The sequence below is a fragment of the Pseudoalteromonas sp. 1181_04 genome, assembly GCF_052850545.1.
The window spans coordinates 22,873-49,600 of sequence record NZ_VXCS01000030.1; the positions used below are offsets into that span (position 1 = coordinate 22,873).

A 26,728-nucleotide genomic window follows, 5' to 3' on the forward strand; every position below is an offset into this window, starting at 1 on the left:
ACAAAAAACTGCAGTAAATCAGATTCATAAAATCGGTGATTATTGAGTGTTTGCAATAATTACAGACCGTTGCGTAGATTTTTTAGCTTATAATCTATTAAAAACTCATCTCTAAATAATAAAAACATTAACCAATTGATTATTAATAATAAAGTTATAATTTAATTTTGGTACAAGCCTTGCTACTTTATAACTGAAAGTAAATTCACAAACCGACATTATAAGGAGCGAATTATGAACAGTGATCGTATCGAAGGTAATTGGAAAGAACTTAAAGGTAAAGCGCAACGTAAATGGGGCGATCTTACTGACGGTGATTTAGATAAAATTGAAGGTAGCCGTAAAGAGCTGGTTGGTAAAATTCAACAAGCATACGGTAAATCGAAAGAAGAAGCTGAGCGTGAAGTTGATGAGTTTGAAAAAGGCCATTAATCAAAAACGCTAGGTAACTACAAAACCGCCTGAGCAGGCGGTTTTTTATTTTTAAACTCAAATAGCTGCTTTCATACTGAAGTTAAACTCAAAGCTCCTATGGTACTTCCTAACCTCTAGCAACTTACACAAATACTAATATTTAATAGATAACAACATTTGCCACCGGTAGCATTGATATGTAGAATCAACTCAACGTTAACAAAATTGGTAGAGTCAAATGAAAATCGCATTAATGAACGAATTCAGTCAAGCGGCAAAAAACCCAATAGTACTTGAACAGCTTAACACTGTTGCTAATGCACAAAATCACCAAGTATTTAATGTGGGTATGGATGGCGATAACGATCATCGACTAACCTATATTCACCTAGGAATTATCGCAAGCTTACTGCTCAACTCTAAAGCGGTAGATTTTGTAGTGACCGGTTGTGGCACAGGTCAAGGCGCACTCATGGCGAGCAATGCGTTTCCTGGTGTGAGCTGTGGTTATTGTATTGATCCATCAGATGCGTACCTATTTGCACAAATAAACAATGGTAATGCACTCGCTTTACCCTATGCAAAAGGCTTTGGCTGGGGCGCTGAGTTAAATATTAAATATATATTTGAAAAAGCATTTACCGGCGAAAAAGGCCAAGGGTATCCAGCAGAACGTAAAGAATCACAAGTAACAAATGCAGGTATTTTAAATCAACTAAAAGCGGATGTTGCTAAAGATTACTTAAGCGCACTTGAAGCCATTGCTCCTGAGCTGATTAAACAAGCGATTGGCGGACCACGTTTTCAGGAGTGCTTTTTCGCACATTGCCAAGACGACGCAATTGCCGCGTTTGTTAAAGCGCGTATTTAATAAAATAGCGCCCTATATTTAAGGGGAGAACCCTCCCCTTTTTGCATCTAAGATAATTAACTTTTAACTTCCAGTGTTGATAATATCCTGAGATAAAATACGCTTACCATCTTTATATACTTCAAGCCAACCTGGTGGTGAGGTATCACAGCCAATCACTGTAACTTGTAATACGTAGCTGTAACGGCCGTTTTTAAATGTGTAACTATGATTACCGCCACTGCCCTCAAATTCGATCTCACCTTTTAGTAAGACTATATCTGGCTTATCGCTGGTTTTTTTATCATTGCTCCACGACGCATAGCGGAAGTTTCCATCACCTAAGTCATCAATGCGAATACGGTATTTAGCTGTTTGCCAATCTAAAATAGGCTCTACAAAAGCATTAATACTTGGGTGAAGCGCTTGCTTATCAGCTGCTATTAAATTTTTAGCCAGCAATTGTTCTTTAGCTGTTTGGTAATTGATACCGATGATTTTCCCATCCGTATCTACCCAAACGACACCGCTATTTAGCATAATGCCACGCCAACCTACTTTATCCCAGTCAGTATCGATATTTGAATCAACAATCTGTTTAATAAGCGTCTCATCAAACACGTCATCAAAACGCTCAACTAACTCAGCTTCATTATTAATATCAGGCACTGGATATGTGCGCGAAAGCGGATAACGAATATGTGAGGAAATAGCCGCTTTATCGTGGTTTTTAAATGCTTTTATAAGATCTACAATAGACTGTTGATATTGTTGCTCAAGCGCAAAACTATTTGCGCTAAACATGAGCGATAAAAATAAGCCGGTATAATATAAAAATTTCATTTAAGTCCTTTATTTTGATGATTCAGTTAATGAACATCATGTTATTTATCTGTTTAGGTTTATACCATTCACAACAACTTTTAGCCATGTTGCCCAAAGTCAATTTTGTGTAAATTGATGTAGCGACTAACAAGGAGCAACATACCACTTTATAGACTCTTCAACGCGTTAATTCAATTTTATAAACAAACGATATGACCATTACGAATAGTGAACTGATGATTATCATCAACAAACTGCGCGTAGCCCATAATTTTAAAGCTAGCGGGATCAGCGTGTTCCACTCTTTTTTCGCGAAAGTAGACATTATTTTTATCAACGGACACGTTATTACCTATCACTTTAAATGAGGAGACATCCGCATCCATGATTTCACTATCAATAAAAAACACTCGCAGATTATCAACCACGTAGACTTCATCAAGAAATACGGTTTCATCAGCATTTAAAGGTAAACGGTGCTGATTATGATAAATACCTTGATTGTCTCGTTGAAAAAACCGAGTACTCAGTTGATACGAAGATGCCTCTGCACCAGTTAAATAATGTGTTTTATAATAAACATGGCGGTTATCTTTCACAATGTCATCATTAAGTATCTTCATATTACTTACTTCAATATCAAGACGGGTTGACTGGTAATAAAGTGTGTTGTTGTCGTGAATAAAATTATGATTTAAAATCGTAACGTCAAGAGGATTAAGTTCAGGGAGTTTTTCTTGATTACAAAAAACAGCTTTTTTATCACGCGAAAAGCCATACTCTAATACCTCAAAGGTATCAGGATCAGCATATTGTATCGCTAACTCTTGAAAATACACTGTATCAGGCGTTTTTAAAAAACATTCATCTATAAGTACAATATTCTCGGTATTAATATCAAAGATGGTATCTACTATTTCAAAATCATTATCAAAAATATAGACATTACTTTTATCTTTAAAGCGATTGTCATCAAGGGCTTCAAACGTATTTGGGTCGCCTTTATCAAGTAATTCTTGTTGGTAAAATAGTCGATCAGCACAGGCATAGAATGGAAAAATCAGCAGATGCCACTCTTTTGCATTTGCACCAGCAATAATGCCTCTATTTGAGATGATTTTATCATCCACTCTTAATAATAATTCATCAAAAATTTCTGCTGTTTCGTAACCCCCTTTATAAACTACCTCATCTTTATAATAAATATGGGTTTCATCTTTCGCCCAAGTACAATTGATTGAAGAAAAAGAAGCTAAATCAGCGTCAAACGGGTGTTCTTTATCAGCCCAATACAGGGTATCGTTTACGGCAAAGTAATCATTATCGTAATCAACAAATACATCATCACACTGGGCTATTTGTGTAATATTTAGAAAGTCAGTATAAATGCCGTTTTTATCACCAACAAAACTTTGTGAAATATAATAGAAACTCTCAGCATCAAATAGAGCAATACGTAGCCCTGAGCGATAAACCCAGTTTTTATCAGCCGAATAACGTCCATGAATTATGCGAAAAGATGCCAAGTCTGCACCGATAATGGCTTCACCAAAATAATAAACTGTTTGCTTGTCTTTACTATATTGTTGATATGCATCTTGTTCTTTACCATCAATCACGACAAATGATTTAGCATCCGCACCTTTAATAATCTTTGAAAATTCATAAACATGATTTTTATCTTTTGCTAAAGTCGTGGTGATCACTTCAAACGTTGCAGCATCCGCTTGTGAAATAACATCTGTACCACAGACAACAACATGATCATCTTTTGCATAATTAAAATGTAAAACCCTAAAGTCTACTAACGTTAATTGAGGTACTGGTCTGTCGTAGTAATAGAGTTGTTCGCCGTCTTGCGTAAATCCTGTTTCTTCATTTACAAAAAATGAAAATTCAAGCTCATGTAACGCAATAGGATATTCTTTTTCATCAATTTCGAGAGTAAAGCTTGAGTCATCATTTTGCTTTAGCTGGGCTTTGCATCCATTAAGCTTACTAAAGTGGTAACGCGTTTGTGTGGTTGGCATTTTGCTCAAGTCAGTATTTATTTTTTGTCCATAAAGCTGCCCGTCAATATAAGTGTATTGTACTGCATCTTTATCATCACAAGGCTCAAATACTAATCCGTCTCGGGTGCGTAAGCAGGTTTGCCCAGTAATCCAATAATAGCCTAACGTTGGCGGAGAAAAATCAATAATAGAGCCATTGTCACTTTCATAAAGCACACAATCTTCAGACTCAATGATGATCTCTAAAGGCAGTGATGGCTCAACAACATTACCCGTTGCCATACTGACAAACACATTATCAAACAAATCTAAGCGCTGGTGGTATTGCGCTTGAAAATAATATTTCATATAACTCCTTTTATTAAACTTTCTTTGATCATAGCTATAAAAGGCAGAGTTATATGCTGGGATATATACTTATTCAGAGGGTTTTCCTTAATAAGCGTATTAAAAACTGGCTTGAATAGTCAAAGCCTCTCACACTAGAAGATTATCTAGTTATGAGAGGTAGTAATCAATCGCGTATCAGTAATGACTTAAGTTCATGTGGCTGGCAGCGCAAGTATTGCGGCGCGGCTTGTATTGTAACTCCGAGCTCCGCTGCGGCATGCCAAGGCCAACGTGGGTTATAAAGAATACCACGCGCCAACGCAATCGCATCAGCTTTACCTTCGCAGATAATATCTTCAGCTTGTTGAGCTTGAGTAATTAAGCCTACAGCAATAACCGGCATAGAAACGTTATTACTTATTGCATCGGCAAAACCGACTTGATAATTAGGGGCAACTTTAATTTGCTGCTGTGCAGTCAAGCCGCCACTTGATACGTGTATATAATGGCAACCACGAGCGTCTAAAGCTTGAGAAAATACGATACTTTGCTCGATATCCCAGCCATTATCAGCCCAATCACTTGCACTTATACGTACACCAATCATGAAATCATGTGGTAACGCAGCCTTTATAGCATCAAATATTGTCAGGGGTAGGCGCATGCGGTTCTCTAATGAGCCGCCAAATTGATCTGAACGCTGATTACTAAGCGGTGATAAAAATTGGTGCAGTAAATAGCCATGAGCTGCATGAAGTTCTATGCCAGAAAAACCAGCTTTATGGGCACGTTGAGCACTTTTCACAAACTGAGTAATTAATCGTACAATATCGTCTTGCGTCATTGCTTTTGGTGAAGGAGCTTCATCTGAAAAAGCAAGTTCACTCGGAGCAATAGTTTGCCAACCATTCTCTATTTCTGGAGCGATAGGCGCACCGCCATTCCAAGGTAATTCAGTTGACGCTTTACGACCTGCATGACCAATCTGCATCACCATCGGAATGTTAGAGTATTGACCTACATTAGATACGACTTCACGCCAAGCTTGCTCACATTCGTCGCTATAAATACCTGAATCGGCGTAAGAGATTCTTCCTTCAGGGGATACAGCGCTCGCTTCAACAATCAATAAGCCAGCACCGGATTGCGCGAGCATACCATAATGTTGATGATGCCAAGGTTGCACCTTGCCTTCTTCTGCGGCATACATACACATGGGAGCAATAATAATGCGGTTTTTGAGTGTTATCGGACCTAATTCTAGTGGGCTAAATAATTTTACCATGGAAAATTCTCAAATAATGAATGTGCAGAAAATCACAAATATAATGTACTAATCATTCTACACCCAAGGTTAGGGGCATACGCAAGCTCATTGAATGTGAAAGTATGATGATATACCGAAGAGCCATCAGGAAAAAACCTTGTACAAAAAAAGCGAGCCTAATTTGGCTCGCTTTTTTGTTTTAAACTGACGGCTGATAGCTGACCGCTTCACTTACTCCGGCTCATACCCCAAATTAGGCGACAGCCACCTTTCGGCCTCTTCCAGCGTCATGTTGGTACGTTTAGCGTAGTCTTCAACCTGATCCTTTTGTACTGCCGCTACGGCGTAGTATTTAGCTTCCGGATGTGAAAAGTACCAGCCTGATACCGCTGCGCCGGGCCACATGGCGTATGAGCTGGTGAGCTGCATGCCAATGCGCTTTTCAGTGTCGAGTAGTTGCCAGATTTTCTTCTTCTCAGTGTGCTCTGGACACGCTGGGTAACCGGGTGCTGGGCGAATACCTTGATAGTTTTCACGAATAAGATCTTCATTCGCAAGGTTTTCGTCTGGGGCAAAACCCCAATATTCTTTACGCACTTGTTCGTGTAAGTACTCAGCAAAGGCTTCGGCGAGTCTATCTGCCACCGCTTTTACCATTATTTTGTTGTAGTCATCTTGCTGTGCATCGAACGCATCAGCTAAGTCGTCTTCTTCAAGACCGCCGGTTACCGCAAATGCACCAAAGTAATCAGGCGTGCCTTTCGGGGCGATATAATCAGCTAAGCAGTAGTTAGCAAAGTCGGTTTTTTCTGTTTGCTGACGTAAGTGGCACGACGTGGTTAATAGTTCAGAGCGAGTTTCGTCTGTGTATATTTCAATATCGTCACCCACGCGGTTAGCTGGGAATAAACCAATTACGCCAAGCGGTTGCAAACTGCCTGACTTTTCAAGATCGTCTAACATGTCGTTGGCGTCTTTAAATAAGCTTTGCGCCTGCTCGCCAACCACTTCGTCGGTCATTATGCGCGGATATTTACCGGCGATTGACCAGGTCATAAAGTATGGCGTCCAGTCTATGTATTTACGTAAAGTGGCTATCGAGACATTTTTAAACTCTGTCACGCCCAGCTTTTTCGGCACCGGTGGAGTGTAATTATCCCAATCAAGCTTGGCGGCGTTGTCGCGGGCACGTTGAATAGTAACCGGTTTTGAGCGTGGTTTTTTACGCGCTTGTTGCTCGCGTACTTTGACATATTCAGCGCTGGTTTTTGCTAAAAATTCAGCTTTATGCTCTTTCGACAATAAGTTAGAAACCACGCCTACAGCGCGACTGGCGTTATTTACATACACCACGCCTTTGTCATATTGTGGCTCAATTTTAACGGCAGTATGCGCTTTTGAGGTAGTCGCGCCACCAATCAATAGCGGTAGTTCAAAACCACGGCGTTTCATTTCTTTGGCAACATGTACCATCTCGTCTAGAGATGGCGTAATTAGGCCTGATAAGCCAATAATATCGGCTTTTTCGTCGATGGCAGTTTGCAATATTTTATCTGCAGGCACCATTACACCTAAATCGATAACTTCATAGTTATTACATTGCAGTACAACGCCAACAATATTTTTACCAATATCATGTACGTCACCTTTAACGGTGGCCATCACGATTTTACCGTTAGTAGCACCTTCTTCTTTTTCTGCTTCAATATAAGGGTCTAGGTAGGCCACTGCGCGCTTCATCACTCGCGCTGATTTAACGACTTGCGGTAAGAACATTTTACCTGCGCCAAATAAATCGCCGACCACATTCATGCCGTCCATTAACGGCCCTTCAATCACATGAATAGGTTTATCGGCAGCAGCACGGCATTCTTCGGTGTCTTCATCTATAAAGGTAGTAATGCCTTTAACAAGAGCATGTTCAAGGCGCTTTTCGACCGGCCATGTGCGCCATTCTAAATCCTCTACGCGTTCTGCTTGCGCCATGCCAGAGTATTTTGGTGCCAACTCAACTAAGCGTTCACCGGCACCTGGGTCGGTATTTAAAATAACGTCTTCAACCGCTTTTCGCAGCTCTGCTGGAATATCATCATACACAGCGAGTTGCCCTGCATTAACAATCCCCATATCCATACCCGCTTGAATTGCGTGATATAAAAATACTGAGTGAATAGCCTCTCGCACGGGGTTATTCCCACGAAACGAGAACGATACATTCGACACTCCGCCCGACACTTTACAGTGTGGCAAGTTTTGCTTAATGCGACGTGTACCTTCAATAAATTCAACTGCGTAGTTATCGTGCTCTTCAATACCGGTTGCTACCGCAAAGATGTTGGGATCGAAAATAATATCTTCTGGCGCAAAGCCAATTTCATCCACCAAAATGCGGTAACTACGCTGACAAATTTCAAACTTGCGATCGGCTGTATCTGCTTGGCCGTCGGTATCAAACGCCATAACCACTGCAGCGGCGCCAAAACGTTTAATAATTTTAGCTTGGCGAATAAATGGCTCTTCACCTTCTTTTAGCGAGATTGAGTTTACAATTGCCTTGCCTTGAATACACTTTAAGCCCGCTTCAATGACTTCCCACTTAGAAGAGTCGACCATAATTGGCACGCGAGAAATATCAGGCTCGGAGGCAATCAAATTTAAAAATTTCACCATGGCGGCTTTTGAGTCCAGCATGGCTTCATCCATGTTGATATCAATAACCTGTGCGCCGTTTTCTACTTGCTCGCGGGCAACGTTGAGGGCGGTTTCGTAATCTTCTTCCATGATCAAACGTTTGAACATGGCTGAGCCGGTCACATTGGTACGTTCGCCAACGTTGGTAAATACTGCTATTTTTTGTGTCATCTCGGCTACCTTAATTTAAGTTACACGCTTCAAGGCCTGATAAGCGCATACGCACTTCAAGCTCTGGCAGTGGCCGAGGTTCAACCCCTTCAAGCCCTTTCGCAAATGCCCTGATGTGTGCAGGTGTGGTACCACAACAACCGCCGACAATATTGATAAAGCCAGACTTGCCCCAATCGATAATTTCTTGCGCCATTTCAGGTGCTTCTAAATCGTACTCACCAAACTCGTTAGGCAAGCCTGCATTTGGGTGCACTGAGGTGTAAGTTTCACAAACACGCGATAGTTCTTCTACATATTGGCGCAGTAAATCTGGGCCAAGGGCGCAATTGAGACCAATTGAAATTGGCTTAATATGACGAATCGAATTATAAAATGCTTCGGTGGTTTGCCCTGACAGCGTACGTCCGGAGGCATCGGTTATGGTGCCAGAGATCATCACAGGTAATTTGCGACCGGCTTGTTCAAACGCTTCTTCAACCGCGAATGAAGCCGCTTTTGCATTAAGCGTATCAAAAATTGTTTCTATCAAAATTAAATCAACACCACCTTCCATTAAAGCAAGGGTTGATTCAACATACGCGGTGACTAACTTATCAAACGTGACATTGCGATAACCGGGGTCGTTCACATCCGGTGAGATTGAACAGGTTTTTGAGGTTGGCCCTAAAACACCCGCAACATAGCGTGGTTTAGCTGGATTTTTAGCAGTAAACTCATCACAAATACTGCGTGCTAATTTAGCTGACTCTAAGTTTACTTCACGGCTGATGCTGGCCATATCGTAATCTTCCATCGAAATTGTAGTCGAATTAAAGGTGTTGGTTTCGATAATATCGGCACCTGCATTTAAAAAGCCATGATGAATATCAGCAATAATTTTTGGTTGTGTAATGCTTAATAAATCATTATTACCTTTAATTAGCACATGCCAGTCTTTAAAGCGCTCGCCACGGTAATCGTGTTCTTCTAATTTGTGTTCTTGGATCATGGTACCCATAGCACCATCAAGAATTAAAATACGCTGTTTTAACGCTTCAATTAACTCGGCGCTTTTGTTTTCTAAATTATTCGGCATAGTTGTTAGTCCTTACGGCTTGGCTAACTAAATTAATATCATAGGGTGTGGTTTGGTACACATAATAATTTAACCAATTCGAAAACAGTAAAAAGGCATGGCTTTGCCAAGTTTTCGACGGTTCGTTATCAGGGTTGTTCTCTGGAAAGTAATTTTCAGGCAATGGCGCATCAGGGCCTTTTTCTAAATCGCGCTGATATTCGCCTTTTAAAGTGTCTGCATCATACTCAGGATGCCCGGTAATATACACTTGGCTGCCAGATTTATTTTTTATTAAGTAAGCGCCTACTTGCTCTGAACCTGCCAGCACCACTAAATCATCACAAGCGTTAATTTTTTCAATATCAATATGGCCATAACGCGAGTGCGGCACTACAAAGGTATCGTCAAAACCACGCGTTAAGGCTCCATGTTCAAAGTAACACTTATGGGTAAACACGCCACAGAGCTTATTTTCTTTTAGTTCACGCTTTAGATTATAATGATGAAATAAACCCGCGTGAGCCGCCCAACACGAAAATAATGTTGAGGTTACATGCTGCTCCGCCCAATCTAAAATTACTTTTAGTTCATCCCAGTAGGCTACATCGTCATATTCTAAATGTGCCAATGGTGCGCCGGTAATGAGTAATGCATCGTAATTGTTGTCTTTCACTTCAGAGAAATAACGATAAAAAGTGTCTAAATGCTGCTCTGAATTGCTACTGCTGCGATGAGTGTCTAAACGTAGTAGCTCTACATTCACTTGTAAGGGTGAATTAGCGAGCAAACGAATAAATTGCACCTCGGTTTCTACCTTATTAGGCATTAAGTTTAAAATCGCCAAGCGCATCGGACGGATCTCTTGGGTTTTAGCGCGGCTTTTTGGCATTACGAATACGTTTTCTTGACGTAACTTCGCAATTGCGGGCAATTCATCTTTAACGGTAATAGGCATACTCATCTCCAAGGCATAATTAACCAATGGCTAATTATGAACGGATAGCTGGAAATTTCAACCTCTAGATGTTTAGATGTCCAAATGAATTTATTTTAGCTATTTTTTTGCATTCTAAAAACCGCTCGCCATAATGCGCCTGTTGATTTTATTTTAAGGTGGTAAACGTGATTGATTGGCTAGGCTTAGGAGAACTTTTTGCTATATTAGCAGCTATTGTTTGGGCGCTTTCGACCATTTTATATAAAGGTTTTAGCCATCACTTAACGCCTATGCAGCTAAACATCAGTAAAGGCGTGTTAGCAAGTGCCATGATGTTAGCGACTATTGCGATTACTCAAGACGCTGCACTACCACATCATCTGACAAGCTGGCTTTGGCTAATTGCTGGCGGGGTGATTGCGATTGGCGATAGCGCCTATTTTACTGCGCTGCGAAATATTGGCCCTGCTCGCACGTTAGTTATTGAGTCCCTTGCTCCAGCCCTTGTGGGGGTTTTTAATATCCTGCTATTAAATCATTATTTATCGCCATTTGCATGGTGCGGTATTGTACTTACAACCATTGGCGTAGTAATAGCAATCAAGCCTGAAAAAACATTGCCACAGGTTGATCATCAACATTATCGCAAAGGTGTTTTATGTGCCCTTGCAGCTGCTATCTGCCAAGCGCTCGGTATGGTGATGTCTAAAGGCGCACTCAATAATGAGCATATGAGTAGCTTATGGGCGGCATTAATTAGATTAGCAGCCGGTACGATGACTGTGGCCTTAGTTGTTGCAGTGTTTAAAAGCAGTGAATTTAAACAAGCACTAACTCTAAGGGGAATTAGCGGCAAACAATGGTTTTTTGCGGCTGTGTTTTTAGGCACTTTCCTTGGTTTATGGCTTCAACTTGGCGCAGTTAAATATACCGATCCAGCCATTGCACAAACGATTTTCGCAACCGCGCCATTAATTGTAATGAGCATTGGTTTTATAAAGCGCGAGCCCGTTACCAATAAAATGCTAGCTGGCGGCTTGCTAGCATTAATGGGAGTCGGTGTATTGCTAACAAATTAACAGTTATCGGTTATCGGTTATCAAAAGCGATAGCTAATTGCAGCTGTTAACGCTTCACTTTTATCATCGCCCTGGTCGAAGTACTGAAACTCGCCAGACAATTGCCAATTTTGATTAAGTGCATATGAGGCACCAAAACCAAATGATGCGCCATTTTCTCTATAATCCCCTGCAGTATATTGTGCAGAATTATTTTGCTCATATTTCGAGCGCACTTTAAACTTACTATTAAAATAACCCGCAGTAGCAAATAAAGAGAAGCTTTGTGTCATAGGGTACTGAAGCTTTAACAGCAGTCCTTGTTGATTATCTAGCTCATACTCATCTGTGATAGTAATTGGTTGTGATGCAATAACTTCGCTATCATCACCTTTACCAAACCCGAACCTTGTCTCTACGGCTACATATTGGTTAAATTGATACCCAATAAAAGGAGTAAGAACTTTAGATTTGAATTCCCCACTGTTATAAAGCTTATTTTCATTATCTAGCTTTAATGTTTGGCTACTAACTGCAACCCCAGCATAATAATTATAATCATCTTGAGCAAATGCATTTGTTGAGCATAGAGTTAAAAATAGTATTGAACTAGCTGTTGATTTAATCATTTTTATTCCTTTAATTTATTTGAAAATAAACTGTACCTTAAAACTAGCACAAAAAAAAGACAACCTACTTTAAAAAACAAATGCTTACAAAAACTTACATTATCCTTTCTATAACTAATTCCTAAAAAAAGAAAAATGTTTTTAAATAGCGCCGCTAGCTCTTTCCTTTGACCAGAATGAGTCCGTAATCTAGCTACGCCATGCGTTGACTGTTTCACCTATCAACCACTACAATACAACATTGAAATTTTTATTATTATTTGAAGGCTCCTTCCATGGTTTTACCTGATAAGTTTATTTTCTCGATGAGTCGAGTATCTAAGGTTGTGCCACCTAAGCGCACTATCTTAAAAGATATTTCTTTGCATTTTTTCCCGGGCGCAAAAATTGGTGTACTTGGTTTAAACGGTTCTGGTAAATCAACGTTGCTACGTATTATGGCCGGCCTTGATCAAGAGTTTGAAGGTGAGGCATATCCTCAACCGGGCACTAAAATTGGTTACTTACCGCAAGAGCCTATTCTAGATGAAAGCAAAACGGTTCGTGAAACTGTGGAAGAAGCAGTCAGCGAAGTTAAAAACGCGCTTAACCGTCTTGATGAAGTATATAACGAATACGCGATGGAAGATGCTGACTTTGACGCACTAGCCAAAGAGCAAGGTGAGCTTGAAGCAATTATTCAAGCCCACGATGGTCATAACATCGACAACGTATTAGAGCGCGCCGCAGATGCCCTGCGCTTACCTGAGTGGGATGCTAAAATTGAATTCTTGTCAGGTGGTGAGCGTCGCCGAGTGGCTATCTGCCGCTTATTGCTTGAAAAACCAGATATGCTTATCCTCGATGAGCCGACTAACCACTTAGATGCAGAATCTGTAGCATGGCTTGAGCGCTTCTTGCATGATTACGAAGGCACTGTTGTGGCGGTAACCCATGACCGTTACTTCCTCGATAATGTAGCTGGCTGGATCTTAGAGCTTGACCGTGGTGAAGGTATTCCATGGGAAGGTAATTATTCTTCTTGGCTTGAGCAAAAAGATGCGCGCCTGCAGCAAGAGCAAAAGTCTGAAAAAGCCCGTCAAAAATCAATTGCACAAGAACTTGAGTGGGTACGTTCAAACCAAAAAGGTCGTCAAGCTAAGTCAAAAGCGCGGATGTCGCAATTTACTGAAATGCAGCAGTCTGATTACCAAAAACGTAATGAAACCAACGAGCTATTTATTCCACCTGGACCACGTTTAGGTGATCAAGTTATTGAAGTTAAAAACTTGAAGAAAAGCTTTGGCGATCGCGTGTTAATTGATGATCTAAGCTTTACTGTGCCTAAAGGCGCAATTGTTGGCATTATAGGTGCCAATGGCGCAGGTAAATCAACGCTGTTTAAAATGCTCAGCGGTGAAGACAAACAAGACAGCGGCGAAATTAACCTAGGTGAAACGGTTGAACTGGCAACCGTTGATCAGTTCCGTGGCAATATGGATGACAGCAATACTGTTTTCCAAGAAATTTCAAACGGCCAAGACGTACTAAAAATTGGTAACTTTGAATTCCAAAGCCGTGCCTACGTTAGTCGCTTTAACTTCAAAGGTAACGATCAGCAAAAATTTGTTAAGGACTTGTCAGGTGGTGAACGCAACCGCTTACACTTAGCTAAGTTATTAAAAGCCGGTGGCAACGTTATCCTGCTGGATGAGCCAACCAATGATTTGGACGTTGAAACATTACGTGCCCTTGAGAACGCTATTTTAGAATTCCCAGGCTGCGTTATGTGTATCTCGCATGACCGTTGGTTCTTAGACCGTATTGCAACACATATTCTTGATTACCGTGACGAAGGCCAAATTAACTTCTTCGATGGTAATTACACTGAATATGAAGAATGGCTTAAAAAGACCTTAGGCACTGCGGCTACGCAACCTAAGCGTATTAAGTACAAAAAGATAGGTTAAGTTCTAGGTTCTAAACATTTTTTAAGCCCCACATTTATGTGGGGCTTTTTTTATTAACCTGGAATATAGATCAGAGATTCACGATCCAGAGTTCAGCTTATACCAATCGTGTTAAGTTACTGACCATTTATAGCGACAGATAAATGGAGTGATAACAAGACATAAATTTTGACATGTAGTTGTTCTACATGAAAAATTTATAACGCAGTTAGCGCTTTATTTAGCTCGCTAGAATGGTTAAATATTTAAGTCGATTGGTATTAATTACACATACTGACTAAAAAATAAGCTACACTTAATCCTAATACTCCTAAAAGGAATAATGATGGAAAACCGCCGCCATTACACGCGCATTTTATTTTCAACTCCCGCGCATTTAACCAATAATACCCATAGTTACCCCTGCCAGTTGCTCGATATATCATTAAATGGCGCTCTGGTTAGTCGCAATAATGACTTTAACTTTACAAAAAACAGTAGTGCTATTCTTGCCTTTAAACTCCCGCAAAGTGAAGTAATCATCGCGATGACTGTCACTATTTGCCATATCGAACAACAACATATAGGTTTAAAATGTACCCATATTGATATAGATAGTATTACCCATTTAAAGCGTTTAATTGAGTTAAACCTCGCTGACGATACACTACTGCACCGTGAACTTGAGAGTTTGATCCACAGTGCGTAAAGCAAGTAACTGGATTGAAATTGCCCTGTAGGTTACCCTAGAGAAAATTCGCAACGCTATCTGACTATGGCTCTTAATCAACACTTACCGCTGGTTTATCACCCTAACTATTCGTTTAACTTTGACCCTAACCATCGTTTTGTAATGAGTAAATTTGCCCATTTATACCAACAAGTAAAAGCACTTGGTTTGGCGAATAGCAACCTAATCACACCTCAACTTGGCAGCCCTGAGGCGCTTGAATTGGTACATTGTGATAATTACATTCAAGATTTATGGCATAACCGCTTAGATGATAGAGCGATGCGTCGTATTGGGCTACCTTGGTCAGAACAATTAATGGCACGAACTTTTACCGCACCTCAAGGCACGTTGCAAACTGCGCGCTTAGCTCTTGAGCACGGCATTGCATGCCATTTAGCCGGCGGTACACACCACGCTCACAGCGATTTTGGCTCTGGCTATTGTATGGTCAACGACTTAGCCTTTACTGCACAAACGCTGATTCAATCAGCTGAAGTGACCAATGTATTGATTTTTGACTTAGATGTACACCAAGGCGATGGCACCGCAGCCATATTACAACACCAACCTTATGCATATACCTGCTCGATTCATTGTGAAAAGAATTTTCCATTTCGCAAATCCGCCAGCGATCTCGACATTGGTTTAGCTAATAATATGCAAGATGATGAATATTTAGGGGTTGTTGATGATACCTTGCGTTTTTTACTCAAAGAACTTAACCCTGATTTAGTGCTGTATGATGCCGGAGTTGACATTTGGCAGCAAGATGGTTTAGGTAAACTTGATATTAGCTGGCAAGGCATTGAAAAACGAGATCACTTAGTGTTTAAGCGCTGTATTGAGCACAATACGCCAGTGGCAAGCGTGATTGGCGGAGGTTATGACAGAGATCACTTGCGCCTTGCAAAACGCCACGCAATTGTTATAGAGCAAGCTGCGCTGTTTTAAAAGCAGAGTATAAAACTGCTAAAACAGTATTTTTGACTACACTTTAAATTCATACCTTTATTGAGTTCATTATGCGACTGTTGTTTATTTTGTTACTTGCATTTATGTCGAGTATTGCCAACGCCGAAGAAGAAGCTGTAAAAGAAGAGCTTCCGCCGATTAACCCAGCTTACAATGCAGAGCATGCTATGGTGCTCGTTAATCAAGGCTCGCGTATTTTTGCAGTTAACTTACCAACTTATAAATTACCTCACGATGTGCAAGTTGTTTATCAAATTGAAAACCCAGATGTCGCTTTTTTAAGCCTGGTACGTGATGCAGAGCTTATTACTATCAAACCACAACCGTTTAATATTCAACGGCTAATGCGTGGCGAAGAACTAACAATTACGGCAGATGTGTATGCCGGACACTACCAGCGCGATGGCAGTTTGGTTTATCAACATAGACCTATTGTAATGAGTAAATTACTTTATGCGCGGGAATTAACTGATTTGAACGAATCATCGCAGTGGCAAGAATACGACATGATCACCCTCAAAAATAATGAGCGAATTTATATCCATAAAATAACCCAAGCACCGAGTTTTAATCACCTTATTTATGCAGATTTAATCAATGCCTGTTTACAAAAATTTCGCACATCAAAACGCGTCCCAAATGCTAGCGAATTAACCTATAAATTTGCCAACTGTGGCACCTTAAAGCCGCTCTATTTTGATGTTGAAGGTTTGCAGTAAAACATTATTTACTCGAAAATAGTTGCATAGTTATAAACTTTAACCCTTGCTGCATCTTCTCGCTCGATTGTCCTGCAAAACCAAGCCGAGCATAGCTATAGTTTATGGGTTTTAAGCTACGTACTGAGTTAGTAAAGTAAAACTCGGCTTGGGTTTGTAAATATATACCTTGCTTTGCTAACTGCGCTTTTAAGTGCTGAGTGTCTTTATTAAAGTTGACCCACATCGCCATGCCGCCGTCGGGCTTTTTATATTCTATAGGATGCCCAAGTGCTTGTAGCTCTATTAAATAGGCATCCATCGCTTCATAGCGCTGTTTATACAGTTTGGTCATACGCTTTAAATGGCGTTCAAAGCCACCTTCTTTCATCCAGTGCGCCACAGCTAATTGCATGATCACATCGTTCTTATGGTTCATCAGCTGCTTCCACGCAGTTAATTGCGCTAATACTTCAGGCGCTGCGCAGATATAACCGATACGTGCAGCTGAAAACATAATCTTTGAAAACGTCGATAGGTAAATAACGATGCCCGCGGGGTCATCGGCGGCCATGGGTTGTAATGGCTGACAGCGATAATGAAATTCATGGTCGTAGTCATCTTCGATGATCATAACGTTATGAGCATAACACAGTTGATAAATTTGCAAGCGCCGCGTTGGCGATAAGGTCACGGTAGTTGGGTATTGGTGCAGCGGCGTTAAGTACAGCATTTTAATTGGATAACATTCCAGCTGGGCTTTTAAATCATCAACACATAAGCCTTCATCGTCTTGTTTTATATCAACCAATTGCGCGCCACAAGCTGCAAATGCTTGCCTTGCTGGCGGATAACCTAACGTTTCTACTGCGACAAAATCATCTTTTTTTATAAACGCTTTTGCGATTAAAAACAGTGCTTCTTGCGAGCCATTGCAGATCAATACGTCGCTTACGTTTAAATTACGCGCTTTGTATAAGTAATCACAAATATGAGCTTTTAATTGCTCGTTACCACTGACCTGCCCATAATGCAGTTGATTGATATCTAAGTGATTACACACATGGCTGACGGAGCGTTTAAATTCTTTTTGTGGGAAACTGGCAAGATCAGGCAAGCCACCAGCAAAGTTATATCTATATGCAGTTAAATCCATTCCAGCAGCAGGCACAGCCAATGTTTTAGCAAATTGATAAGGTTTTGCTTTCAGTATTGGAGTACTTGAGGTACTAACACTACTTTGAATGGGCAATGACTTGGTGATCCGATAACCTGAGCGCTGCTGAGATTCAAGCCAGCCTTCCGCTACTAATAATTGCAATGCATTCATCACTGTATGGCGATTGAGCTGATAAGTGTTTGCCATGACACGCGCCGAGCTGAGTTTTACCCCTGGCGCAAGCTTGCCTTGCATTATGGCACTGCGTATCGCGCTGGCCAGTTGCAAATATTTGGCAGGCTCTGACTCATCAAATTCAATAACTAACGGCTGCATTACGACTCCAAAAACACTCTAAACTGGTCTAGTTAAAAAGCTAAAACTGGTTGTTTATTACTGACCAAAGTAGCGTACCTTTGTTATTCATAAATAGCAAAATATGGGGCTTATCATGTTTACAAAACACATTCATCAAACCAATAAGCTGGCTTTAGAGCCACTGACACAAAACCACCTTGAGGGGCTATATCAAGCAGGCCAAGATCCACAAATATGGCGTTGGGTTTTAATGAATTATACCCAAACCCGTGCAATTCTCGATGATTGGTTTATCAATACAGCGCAGTTTAATGCCGAACAACAAATAGTCTACGCCATAGTTGATAAAGCAAGTAAGCAGGTGCTTGGTACCACACGTTTATTTAGGTTAGATAAACAAAATCGCAGCGCTGAGATTGGCCACACATTTATTGCTAAAAAGTGGCAACGTAGTTTTGTAAATACCCACGCTAAATACTTGCTACTGCAATATGCGTTCGAAGAATTAGGCTTAGTGCGTATTGCTTTTAATACCCATGAACAAAACCAAAAATCGCGTAATGCTATAGCACGCCTTGGCGCCCGCTTTGAAGGCATTAGTTATAAAGACAGGTTACTTGCCGATGGCTCATACCGAAACACCGCTCAGTTCAGTATTATAGACGAGCAATGGCCGACAATAAAATCTCAGTTAGAAGGAAAACTATAATGTACCCAGCGGCCCATTTTCAACAACATGATAGTAAGCAATTACAACAGTTAGTAAATAACTATCCACTGGCGACCATTTTAATGCCTAATACACAAAACCAACTCAATGATATATGCCGCGTGCCATTATTATATGACCCAGCTCGCGAAGTTTTTATCGGCCATGTGGCCAAATATAACCCCCTGTCATCATTTGATGGTCAATCAGTGAAGCTATTATTTAGTGGCGATGATTGCTATTTATCGCCCGCTTACGCACACAATAAAACCCTACCTAGTTGGCTTTATTCGAGTGTTTATGTGACAGCTAAAGTGCGTATTGTTAAAGACCAACAGCACAAAGAACAGATCATGCAACGACTAACCGATCACTTTGAGCAACACTTTACTGAGCACGCTACAGATAAATGGCAAATTAATGAGGTACCCGTACAGCAGCGCAAGGCAATGTATCAACAATTAAGTTTTATTGAATTTATTACCATTCATTGGCAGGGCAATTTTAAACTTAGTCAAAACAAGCCAGCTGAAATACGTGCAGCCATAAAGCAAAGTTTAATGTTAGCGGGGAAACTCAGTATTGCTGAGTTAATCAATTAGCGGTGCTATAAAAATGAAAAAAGGCTCCTCGGAGATCTTAGAGCCTTTGGTTAACTTTGAAATAAACTCGGTTAATTTATACCCAAACCACCTCAAGATGCGAGTTTCAGTTGGAATTAAAAAGCGATTTAGGCAAGGCATTGATTGCAAGTAATAGTGGTTCTATTGTTAAAATCAATAACGCAGTATAAATCGCTTTTAAACCAACCCGTTGGGCGTTTCACAGGCACTTACTCTCATCGTTGTTACTTCTTAAAAGGGACTGCCATTCTTGCAAAGTAACGCCTTGATATTAAGCACCTGTGAAACGCTGAATTCTGCATCTAGAGGCAGTTTGGGTATATAGCAAGTAATTGTGGTGTAAGACTTTGGTAATCAACTGCCATGGCGATACTCAGTGCAGTGATATTCACAATTGAAAACGCAAATACTTGGCGTGCCCAACCACTAATATCAATATTACGACGATAACCTCGCAGCGCCATTAATAACCACCAAAAACTAGTAGTGCAAGCAACAGCTAAAAAAGCCATACCGGTATAACCGCCAATGGTTAATAACATTACCACTAACGCATATACCGCGATATACAACACAATATGATGTTTAGCTTTATCAATACCTTGCGCTACCGGTAATACCGGAATACGCGCAGCTTGATAGTCTTTATAACGAAAAATAGCAATCGCATAAGAGTGCGGCATCTGCCACAAACTAAACATTACTAATAAGATCAACGCGCCAACATCAAACTGTGCTGAAACAGCGCAGTACCCTACCACTGGTGGTACTGCTCCTGATAAACTACCGATAAACGTGCCATACACTGAGCGACGCTTCATATATAAGCTGTAAACACCCACGTATATGACATAACCAAACACAGCAAAAAATACCGCAATCCAGTTAGTAAAAACCATTAGTAAAGCAAAGCCTAGTAAGCCAAGTACTGTGCCATGCAGCAAAGCCGTGGTTGCAGACATTTCACCGGTAACGGTTACCCGTGTTCGCGTGCGCGCCATGCGAATATCAATATCACGGTCGATCACATTATTGATCACGCAACCTGAGGCTACCACCAGCGATAAGCCAACTAATGTAGCAAGCATTAGCCAGCCATCAATATCACCACGCGAGGCGAGTAAAAACCCACCCGCAACCGAGATCAAATTACCCATGATAATACCGGGCTTAGTGACCTTTAAATAACGACGAAACATCTGCAGTTCCCCTATTCTTTGCTTTACGAAAACGTACTAGCTGGGGCTAGTACATCATCATGGCGTTCGATTCGTAGATGATCCATACAGACAGGCCAACCACCATGACGATGATCAGCGCACTGAAGATAAACGATAACGAACTGGCTTTACCGTCTTCGGTGGTAAAGTTCAGGTGCAAGAAGTATTTTAAATGCACCCAAATTTGCACAATGGCCATTACGACAACACAGGCAAATGTGGTTGGTTTTGACAATGTACCGCTCATCACCGCCCAAAATGGAATGGCCGTTAGAATGATTGATAAAACAAAACCTATTAAATAGTCTTTAACACTGCCATGTGAAGCATCACTATGGCTTTGTGTATGTAGCTCATTTAATACATGTGATTCACTGTGGCTCATTACATCACTCCCATTAAGTAAACAACGGTAAATACGCAGATCCATACCACATCTAAAAAGTGCCAAAACAAACTTAAGCAACTTAAACGTGTAACGGTTGCTGGGTTTAAACCACGACGTGACACTTCGAACATCATCGTCGCCATCCAAATCAGACCAGCGGTTACGTGCATACCGTGTAAGCCTACTAAAGAGAAGAACGAGGTTAAAAATGCGCTGCGCTGCGGGCCATTACCATGGGCAATTAAATGATGAAATTCATAAATTTCCATACCAATAAACACAGCACCAAAAGCAAAAGTAATTGCCAGCCACGTTAATGTAGCGGCCTTCTTTTGCGCATGAGCTGAGATCATCGCAAAACCAAAAGTGATACTACTTAGTAGCAATGCAGCAGTTTCAACCGCTACAAAGTCCAGTTCAAAAATATCTTTGCCAGATACGCCACCCGCTGTATTCATATAAAGCACAGCGTAGGTTGCAAAAAATGAGGCAAACAATAAGCAGTCGGTCATTAAGTAAAGCCAAAAACCAAATACCGTATCGCCACCAGTATCATGATGCTCGTGAGCATGGGCATCATGATTGATGATATTTATATCTGCAGAGGTAGCACTCATGCGCTGAACTCCTTACCTTGGTTAAATGTTGTTGCACTTTTATTATGTGCACTTTCAATTTCAAGAATTTCTTCTGGTTGCACGTAGTAATCAACATCACTGGTGTAACAGCGCTTAAAGAATACCGTGATGCCAGCAATAACACCGACAATTGCCAACCACCAAATATGCCAAATCATGGCAAAACAGAATGTGGTAAAACACGCACTCATCATCACCCCTGCCGAAGTATTTTTTGGCATATGAATAGGCGCATAGCTTGCTTGTTGTTGATACGCTTGGCCTTTTTCTTTCATATCAGTCCAAGTATCGATATCGTGTACATGCGGTATAGTAGCGAAGTTATAGTATTGTGGTGGTGACGATGTTGACCACTCAAGTGTGTGTCCATTCCACGGATCGCCGGTTGTATCTTTTAATGCTTCGCGATTTTTAAAGCTCACAATAAGCTGTACAACTTGGAACAAAATACCAAACATAATGATCACCGCACCGACAAAGGCAATGTACAACCAGATATTCCAATCTGGGTTATTGGTGTGGTTTAAGCGACGTGTCATACCTAAGAAACCAAGAACGTATAGCGGCATAAATGCAACAAAGAAACCAATTAACCAACACCAGAAAGACGCCTTACCCCAACCTTCATGAAGTTTAAAGCCCATTGCTTTAGGGAACCAAAATGCAAAACCAGCCAAGTATCCAAATACCGCACCACCGATGATGGTGTTATGAAAATGTGCAATCAGGAAGAGGCTATTGTGTAATACATAATCAGCACCTGGGATTGCTAGTAGTACCCCTGTCATCCCGCCGATGGTAAAGGTCACCATAAAGCCAAGTGTCCAAAGTACAGGAACTGTGATGCGTAAACGACCACGATAAATAGTAAATAACCAGTTAAACAGTTTCACTCCGGTGGGCACCGCAATGACCATGGTCATTACGCCAAAGAAGGCATTAACATTAGCACTGGACCCCATAGTGAAGAAATGGTGTAACCAAACAATAAAACCTAAGATAGAAATTGCACCGCTGGCATAAACCATAGATTTATAACCAAATAAACGTTTACCGGTAAAGGTCGAGATAACTTCAGAGAAAATACCAAACGCAGGTAAAATCAAGATATACACTTCAGGATGACCCCAAGCCCAGAACAGGTTGATGTACATCATGGCGTTACCGCCAGCTTCATTAGTAAAGAAGTGGAAATCTAAATAACGGTCTAGCGTTAACATAGTCAACACCGCAGTTAAGATTGGGAATGATGCAGCAATTAAGATATTTGCCCATGTACATGTCCAGGTGAAAATAGGCATTTGCATTAAACGCATACCAGGGGCACGCATTTTAAACACAGTCACTAAAAAGTTTACCGCCGTTAATAGTGTACCAATACCTGATATTTGCAGCGCCCAAATATAATAATCGACCCCGACCCCAGGGCTGAAAGACATCTCCGATAGCGGCGGATACGCCACCCAACCTGTTTTCGCAAACTCACCACAGAACAATGAAATATTAATTAATATTGCACCACCTGCAGTTAACCAAAAACTTAAGTTATTTAAAAACGGAAATGCCACATCACGCGCACCAATTTGCAGCGGTAATACAATGTTCATTAAACCAATCATAAATGGCATTGCCATAAAGATGATCATGATCACCCCATGCGCGGTGAAGATTTGGTCATAATGCTCCGGCGGCAAATAGCCTGTGGCGCCACCTGTGGCTAACGCCAATTGTGCTCGCATCATAATGGCATCGGAGAAACCACGAAACAGCATGATCAAGGCAAGAATGATGTACATCACGCCTAAGCGCTTATGATCGATTGAGGTGATCCAGTCGTGCCATAGCACGCCCCATTTTTTATATTTTGTGACCAAAGCGGCAATCAATGCTGCTGCAATCACTACTACCGCCATTGTCACCATCAAAATAGGTTCATGGAACGGAATAGCATCTAATGTTAATTTTCCAAATAACGACATAATTATTCCTCGCCCTCGCTGTGCATTGTGTGATTTTCATGACCGCTGTGCTCAGGCATTGCACTGTGCATTTTGTTCATATCACCATGTGCTTGCATATATTTCATAATGATGGTGTGGAACAAGCCATCATCAACATCAGCAAAATAAGTCACCGGGTTGTTTTCACTCGGTAATGCCAGTGCATCATAATTCGCTTTAGTGAGCGTATTAGCTTGGCTTTTCACTTTGTTTACCCACGTATCAAAGTCAGCTTGCGTTGGCGTAGCTATGGCATTAAATTTCATACCAGTAAAACCTGCACCGCTGTAGTTAGCAGAAAAGCCTTTAAACGTACCCGGTTCATTAGCAATTAAATGCAACTTAGTTTCCATGCCCGCCATCGAGTAGATTTGACTACCTAGTTGTGGGATGAAAAATGAGTTCATGGTACTTTCTGAGGTGATTTTATATTCCACTGGTACATTGGCTGGAAATACCAATTCATTAACCGTAGCAATACCTTGCTCAGGATAAATAAACAGCCATTTCCAATTCAGTGATACCACTTCAACTGTTAAGTGTTTGCCTTTACCTTCAAGCGGTTTATAAGGGTCAAGCTGTTGCGTTGATTGCCAAGTAATGACACCCAGTACAATCACTATCACAATAGGAATGGCCCAGACTGCGGCTTCAATTTTTCCTGAGTGTGCCCATTTTGGCGCATAAATTTGCTGTTCTTGGCCATCGCGATATTTCCACGCGAAATACAAGGTCATCACAATCACAGGAATAACCACAATTAACATCAGCACAGTGGCAATGATGATCAGATTTTTTTCATCTATCCCAACTTGCCCTTTTGGATCAAGCACCCCGCCTTTACAGCCAGTCAGTGCGAGCACAGTTGTGCCCAGAGCAATATTACAGAGGTTTCGAATTAACAAAGGACTATCCTACAACCTAAAATTTGATATGTGCTGCCCCTACAACTCTAAATAAAAGCGTAAAAACAACGGTTTGAATATTCCTCAGGTAACTTTTTAGCGCCATAAAAAATACTAAGCATCAAAAAAGTAATAAAGGAATTTGAGGGTGTTGGTTGAATCGCAGGTACACTGCGGCTAAGCGTTATTACAGCGGACAGAATCAGCAGAATAGTTAAAAAGCCAAACTATCTATAACGAGTAGCGTTCAACCATTAACAAGAGGTGGAGCACGACAACCATGAGCGCTGTGTACTACTAAAGATGTTTTTGTTTGACGAAAAGCAAAGGCTGCTTTGCGTAAAATAACCCCAGCACGACGCGCTGGGAAAAAGTGAAAAATCAACCAACATAAACCAATGAGTAACTGGCACGACACAACTGGATATGCCAAAAAGCCCAATACATTAATTAAAGATGACTCATATACAGCCCCTTCAGTTAATAAGCTTTTTAGCTCTGTCGCATCTTCAATACTACCATTTACCAGCATGGCTGAATTAATTAATAAAATAACTAATACAGAAAGCAGCTCTCGTCCGGCAAAAAGTGCACGCGCACGCAACTGCCATCTACTAAGCGTAGAGTGCGTTTTTGCTGGCGGACAATTTTGCGAATTCAAACGTATATGGCCTTATTGGTTATATATTACGAAGTAAAGCGACTGGCTTTACGCTATTTTCCACTTCGTTGTTATGATCTTCATCAATAAAGTTTCAGTAATTACTGAAATTTCGGGAGGATTATAACAAAGTCAACACAAGCTACAAGTATAAAACAACATAGCGGGCTAACTTTTTATTAATATGTTGAATTACAGCTATAAAAAAAGCGCCATACTGGCGCTTTAAAAATAACTTAAATGATAATTGGCGGCTTTTAGAAAATAAAAAGCAACTCAAGCTAAGTTATCCCCTAACTTGAGTCGTCTTTTTGACAACATCTTCACACACAATTATAAAGATTCGTTTAATAGCGTATTCGCTATTGAATTTGGTATTGGCTGCTTCGCCATCTAACTGCATGTCGGTTAAAATAAAAAGCAACTCAAGCCAAGTTATCCCCTAACTTGAGTCGTCTTTTTGACAACATCTTCACACACAATTATAAAGATTCGGTTCTAATATTTTTCAATACGTATTGTAGATTCACTGATGAACAATAAGTTCATTTAATCGCGTGGCAGTAAATAAAAGCAGTTCAAGCTCAGGTTAACTAAACTTGAACTGTCTTTTTGACAACATCTTCACACACAATTATAAAGATTCAGTTTTAGCGTTGTTCAATAAACACTGTAATTCAGTGACAAACTTTCAGTTAGTCTAATCATGTGGCAGTAAAATAAAAACAGTTCAAGCCCAGTTTGTACTAAACTTGAACCGCCTTTGACAACATCTTCACACACAATTATAAAGATTCTTTGTAAGCGGCTTGTTCATTTCGCTTCCTTGAAACTAAATTTAGTGTAATAGCTCAAAGCTTACAACTGATAAAAATAAATCTGATAGATGAAAAAAATTAACCCATAGACTTTAGTCTAAATTTTAGCCCTAAAATCAACTTAAATGTTCACAAAAAACTTTATCAAAAGATATTATTTTATAATAAACAATCAATTGAAAATAAAGCCCGTAAAGCATCACAGTTATGAGAAATGATTTCACTTAAAGTGAAGATAATTTTGGACCGATCCAGTTTAATATTATATTCTTAAAAAAATGCAAAATAAGAATAACAGGATATTAATATGATTCGCAAAACCATACTAGTTAGCTTACTTAGTTACTCATTTAGCTTAACTGCCGCACCAATCGCAATGCACCAAATTAAAGGATTAAACAAAGCAGCGATTACACACGCTGATCTTGCTCCTTTACTAGATACGTTAGCTGCTCACCCCAGCATAGAGCGAAAAAATTTAGGTCAATCATTCTTAGGTAAATCAATTGATGCATTTTATATTGGCTCGGGGCCAATCAAAGTTATGATGTGGAGCCAAATGCATGGTGATGAAAATACGGCAAGTGCCGCATTAACGGATTTTTTAAGCTATGCAATCGAAACAAAAAATGATGCATGGCGAGAAAATTGGCAAAACAAACTATCACTGATGATCATTCCTATGGTCAATCCCGATGGCGCACAGCTGCAAAC

General features: G+C 40.5%; 24 protein-coding genes. 10 read left to right on the plus strand and 14 right to left on the minus strand.

Translation table 11 applies throughout. The features are described 5' to 3' along the window. Nucleotides 1-234 precede the first annotated feature (234 nt). Nucleotides 235-432, plus strand: a complete 198-nt coding sequence (locus FW757_RS20070) for a CsbD family protein (protein ID WP_182719166.1) — start codon at nucleotides 235-237, stop codon at nucleotides 430-432. Nucleotides 433-652: 220 nt separating this feature from the next. Continuing rightward, entirely contained in the window at nucleotides 653-1,285 is a 633-nt protein-coding gene (locus tag FW757_RS20075; RefSeq protein ID WP_149982013.1) for an RpiB/LacA/LacB family sugar-phosphate isomerase, read from the plus strand. Nucleotides 1,286-1,348: 63 nt separating this feature from the next. On the opposite strand, the gene FW757_RS20080 is transcribed toward FW757_RS20075, so the two are convergent. The 6 genes from FW757_RS20080 to metA form a co-directional block, all read right to left on the minus strand. Then, nucleotides 1,349-2,107: a hypothetical protein gene (locus FW757_RS20080; RefSeq protein ID WP_446441614.1), complete on the minus strand. Its 759-nt coding sequence runs from the start codon at nucleotides 2,105-2,107 to the stop codon at nucleotides 1,349-1,351. A 179-nt stretch (nucleotides 2,108-2,286) separates the two neighbouring features. Beyond that, entirely contained in the window at nucleotides 2,287-4,449 is a 2,163-nt protein-coding gene (locus FW757_RS20085; RefSeq protein ID WP_446441615.1) for a DKNYY domain-containing protein, read from the minus strand. Between the two features lie 166 nt (nucleotides 4,450-4,615). Next, on the minus strand, nucleotides 4,616-5,716 hold the full coding sequence (locus tag FW757_RS20090) for an NADH:flavin oxidoreductase/NADH oxidase (protein WP_446441616.1): 1,101 nt from the start codon (nucleotides 5,714-5,716) through the stop codon (nucleotides 4,616-4,618). Nucleotides 5,717-5,929: 213 nt separating this feature from the next. Further along, nucleotides 5,930-8,560 carry a methionine synthase gene (gene metH, locus FW757_RS20095; RefSeq protein WP_446441617.1) on the minus strand — a complete coding sequence of 877 codons (2,631 nt, stop codon included), beginning with the start codon at nucleotides 8,558-8,560 and terminating at the stop codon, nucleotides 5,930-5,932. A gap of 10 nt (nucleotides 8,561-8,570) precedes the next feature. Then, nucleotides 8,571-9,638: a homocysteine S-methyltransferase family protein gene (locus FW757_RS20100; protein ID WP_446441618.1), complete on the minus strand. Its 1,068-nt coding sequence runs from the start codon at nucleotides 9,636-9,638 to the stop codon at nucleotides 8,571-8,573. Then, nucleotides 9,628-10,575, minus strand: a complete 948-nt coding sequence (metA, locus tag FW757_RS20105) for a homoserine O-acetyltransferase MetA (protein ID WP_149982020.1) — start codon at nucleotides 10,573-10,575, stop codon at nucleotides 9,628-9,630. The genes FW757_RS20100 and metA overlap by 11 nt, the downstream gene beginning before the upstream one ends. 167 nt (nucleotides 10,576-10,742) lie before the next feature. Between metA and FW757_RS20110 the strand changes: the two genes are divergently transcribed. Next, the gene (locus FW757_RS20110; RefSeq protein WP_446441619.1) at nucleotides 10,743-11,636 is read left to right on the plus strand and encodes a DMT family transporter; all 894 of its coding nucleotides are present in this window, start codon (nucleotides 10,743-10,745) and stop codon (nucleotides 11,634-11,636) included. 20 nt (nucleotides 11,637-11,656) lie between these two features. Here the strand turns inward: FW757_RS20110 and FW757_RS20115 are convergent, their stop codons facing one another. Further along, nucleotides 11,657-12,244, minus strand: coding sequence for a porin family protein (locus FW757_RS20115; RefSeq protein WP_446441620.1), 588 nt, complete (start codon nucleotides 12,242-12,244; stop codon nucleotides 11,657-11,659). Between the two features lie 275 nt (nucleotides 12,245-12,519). Between FW757_RS20115 and ettA the strand changes: the two genes are divergently transcribed. The 4 genes from ettA (at nucleotide 12,520) to FW757_RS20135 (ending at nucleotide 16,596) form a co-directional block, all read left to right on the plus strand. Further along, entirely contained in the window at nucleotides 12,520-14,193 is a 1,674-nt protein-coding gene (gene ettA, locus FW757_RS20120; protein ID WP_145241364.1) for an energy-dependent translational throttle protein EttA, read from the plus strand. A gap of 325 nt (nucleotides 14,194-14,518) precedes the next feature. Continuing rightward, entirely contained in the window at nucleotides 14,519-14,881 is a 363-nt protein-coding gene (locus FW757_RS20125) for a PilZ domain-containing protein (RefSeq protein WP_182734665.1), read from the plus strand. 66 nt (nucleotides 14,882-14,947) lie between these two features. Next, entirely contained in the window at nucleotides 14,948-15,856 is a 909-nt protein-coding gene (locus tag FW757_RS20130; protein WP_182768370.1) for a histone deacetylase family protein, read from the plus strand. A 71-nt stretch (nucleotides 15,857-15,927) separates the two neighbouring features. Then, nucleotides 15,928-16,596 carry a hypothetical protein gene (locus FW757_RS20135; RefSeq protein ID WP_182768369.1) on the plus strand — a complete coding sequence of 223 codons (669 nt, stop codon included), beginning with the start codon at nucleotides 15,928-15,930 and terminating at the stop codon, nucleotides 16,594-16,596. 4 nt (nucleotides 16,597-16,600) lie between these two features. Here FW757_RS20135 and pdxR read toward each other — a convergent pair whose 3' ends face one another. Beyond that, the gene (pdxR, locus tag FW757_RS20140) at nucleotides 16,601-18,070 is read right to left on the minus strand and encodes a MocR-like pyridoxine biosynthesis transcription factor PdxR (RefSeq protein WP_182761746.1); all 1,470 of its coding nucleotides are present in this window, start codon (nucleotides 18,068-18,070) and stop codon (nucleotides 16,601-16,603) included. A 115-nt stretch (nucleotides 18,071-18,185) separates the two neighbouring features. Between pdxR and FW757_RS20145 the strand changes: the two genes are divergently transcribed. Next, nucleotides 18,186-18,761, plus strand: a complete 576-nt coding sequence (locus FW757_RS20145) for a GNAT family N-acetyltransferase (RefSeq protein ID WP_182740365.1) — start codon at nucleotides 18,186-18,188, stop codon at nucleotides 18,759-18,761. After that, on the plus strand, nucleotides 18,761-19,363 hold the full coding sequence (locus FW757_RS20150; RefSeq protein ID WP_182719155.1) for an FMN-binding negative transcriptional regulator: 603 nt from the start codon (nucleotides 18,761-18,763) through the stop codon (nucleotides 19,361-19,363). Before FW757_RS20145 ends, FW757_RS20150 begins: the two co-directional genes overlap by 1 nt. A gap of 323 nt (nucleotides 19,364-19,686) precedes the next feature. Here the strand turns inward: FW757_RS20150 and cyoE are convergent, their stop codons facing one another. The 6 genes from cyoE to FW757_RS20180 all read right to left on the minus strand — a co-directional run bounded on the left by cyoE (nucleotide 19,687) and on the right by FW757_RS20180 (nucleotide 25,196). Next, a complete protein-coding gene (cyoE, locus tag FW757_RS20155) occupies nucleotides 19,687-20,583 on the minus strand; it encodes a heme o synthase (protein ID WP_182719108.1) in 897 nt (298 codons plus the stop codon). 46 nt (nucleotides 20,584-20,629) lie between these two features. Further along, a complete protein-coding gene (cyoD, locus tag FW757_RS20160) occupies nucleotides 20,630-20,989 on the minus strand; it encodes a cytochrome o ubiquinol oxidase subunit IV (protein ID WP_149982037.1) in 360 nt (119 codons plus the stop codon). After that, nucleotides 20,989-21,609, minus strand: a complete 621-nt coding sequence (cyoC, locus tag FW757_RS20165) for a cytochrome o ubiquinol oxidase subunit III (protein ID WP_145241348.1) — start codon at nucleotides 21,607-21,609, stop codon at nucleotides 20,989-20,991. Before cyoC ends, cyoD begins: the two co-directional genes overlap by 1 nt. After that, complete coding sequence (gene cyoB / locus FW757_RS20170; RefSeq protein WP_446441621.1) at nucleotides 21,606-23,609, minus strand: cytochrome o ubiquinol oxidase subunit I; 2,004 nt, start codon at nucleotides 23,607-23,609, stop codon at nucleotides 21,606-21,608. Before cyoB ends, cyoC begins: the two co-directional genes overlap by 4 nt. 2 nt (nucleotides 23,610-23,611) lie before the next feature. Further along, entirely contained in the window at nucleotides 23,612-24,535 is a 924-nt protein-coding gene (cyoA, locus tag FW757_RS20175; protein ID WP_145241343.1) for a ubiquinol oxidase subunit II, read from the minus strand. Between the two features lie 247 nt (nucleotides 24,536-24,782). After that, nucleotides 24,783-25,196 (minus strand): hypothetical protein, encoded by a 414-nt coding sequence (locus FW757_RS20180; RefSeq protein WP_182719109.1) that lies wholly within the window; start codon nucleotides 25,194-25,196, stop codon nucleotides 24,783-24,785. A 1,125-nt stretch (nucleotides 25,197-26,321) separates the two neighbouring features. Here FW757_RS20180 and FW757_RS20185 point away from each other — a divergent pair. Continuing rightward, nucleotides 26,322-26,728: M14 family zinc carboxypeptidase (locus FW757_RS20185; protein ID WP_446441622.1), on the plus strand; the 407-nt coding region annotated here is incomplete at its 3' end.

Bases quoted from the DNA above. Each gene is read 5' to 3' on its own strand.
- FW757_RS20070 (WP_182719166.1), top strand. From the start codon at position 235: ATGAACAGTGATCGTATCGAAGGTAATTGGAAAGAACTTAAAGGTAAA.
- FW757_RS20075 (WP_149982013.1), top strand. From the start codon at position 653: ATGAAAATCGCATTAATGAACGAATTCAGTCAAGCGGCAAAAAACCCA.
- FW757_RS20080 (WP_446441614.1), bottom strand. From the start codon at position 2,107: ATGAAATTTTTATATTATACCGGCTTATTTTTATCGCTCATGTTTAGC.
- FW757_RS20085 (WP_446441615.1), bottom strand. From the start codon at position 4,449: ATGAAATATTATTTTCAAGCGCAATACCACCAGCGCTTAGATTTGTTT.
- FW757_RS20090 (WP_446441616.1), bottom strand. From the start codon at position 5,716: ATGGTAAAATTATTTAGCCCACTAGAATTAGGTCCGATAACACTCAAA.
- metH (WP_446441617.1), bottom strand. From the start codon at position 8,560: ATGACACAAAAAATAGCAGTATTTACCAACGTTGGCGAACGTACCAAT.
- FW757_RS20100 (WP_446441618.1), bottom strand. From the start codon at position 9,638: ATGCCGAATAATTTAGAAAACAAAAGCGCCGAGTTAATTGAAGCGTTA.
- metA (WP_149982020.1), bottom strand. From the start codon at position 10,575: ATGCCTATTACCGTTAAAGATGAATTGCCCGCAATTGCGAAGTTACGT.
- FW757_RS20115 (WP_446441620.1), bottom strand. From the start codon at position 12,244: ATGATTAAATCAACAGCTAGTTCAATACTATTTTTAACTCTATGCTCA.
- ettA (WP_145241364.1), top strand. From the start codon at position 12,520: ATGGTTTTACCTGATAAGTTTATTTTCTCGATGAGTCGAGTATCTAAG.
- FW757_RS20125 (WP_182734665.1), top strand. From the start codon at position 14,519: ATGGAAAACCGCCGCCATTACACGCGCATTTTATTTTCAACTCCCGCG.
- FW757_RS20130 (WP_182768370.1), top strand. From the start codon at position 14,948: ATGGCTCTTAATCAACACTTACCGCTGGTTTATCACCCTAACTATTCG.
- FW757_RS20135 (WP_182768369.1), top strand. From the start codon at position 15,928: ATGCGACTGTTGTTTATTTTGTTACTTGCATTTATGTCGAGTATTGCC.
- pdxR (WP_182761746.1), bottom strand. From the start codon at position 18,070: ATGCAGCCGTTAGTTATTGAATTTGATGAGTCAGAGCCTGCCAAATAT.
- FW757_RS20145 (WP_182740365.1), top strand. From the start codon at position 18,186: ATGTTTACAAAACACATTCATCAAACCAATAAGCTGGCTTTAGAGCCA.
- FW757_RS20150 (WP_182719155.1), top strand. From the start codon at position 18,761: ATGTACCCAGCGGCCCATTTTCAACAACATGATAGTAAGCAATTACAA.
- cyoE (WP_182719108.1), bottom strand. From the start codon at position 20,583: ATGTTTCGTCGTTATTTAAAGGTCACTAAGCCCGGTATTATCATGGGT.
- cyoD (WP_149982037.1), bottom strand. From the start codon at position 20,989: ATGAGCCACAGTGAATCACATGTATTAAATGAGCTACATACACAAAGC.
- cyoC (WP_145241348.1), bottom strand. From the start codon at position 21,609: ATGAGTGCTACCTCTGCAGATATAAATATCATCAATCATGATGCCCAT.
- cyoB (WP_446441621.1), bottom strand. From the start codon at position 23,609: ATGTCGTTATTTGGAAAATTAACATTAGATGCTATTCCGTTCCATGAA.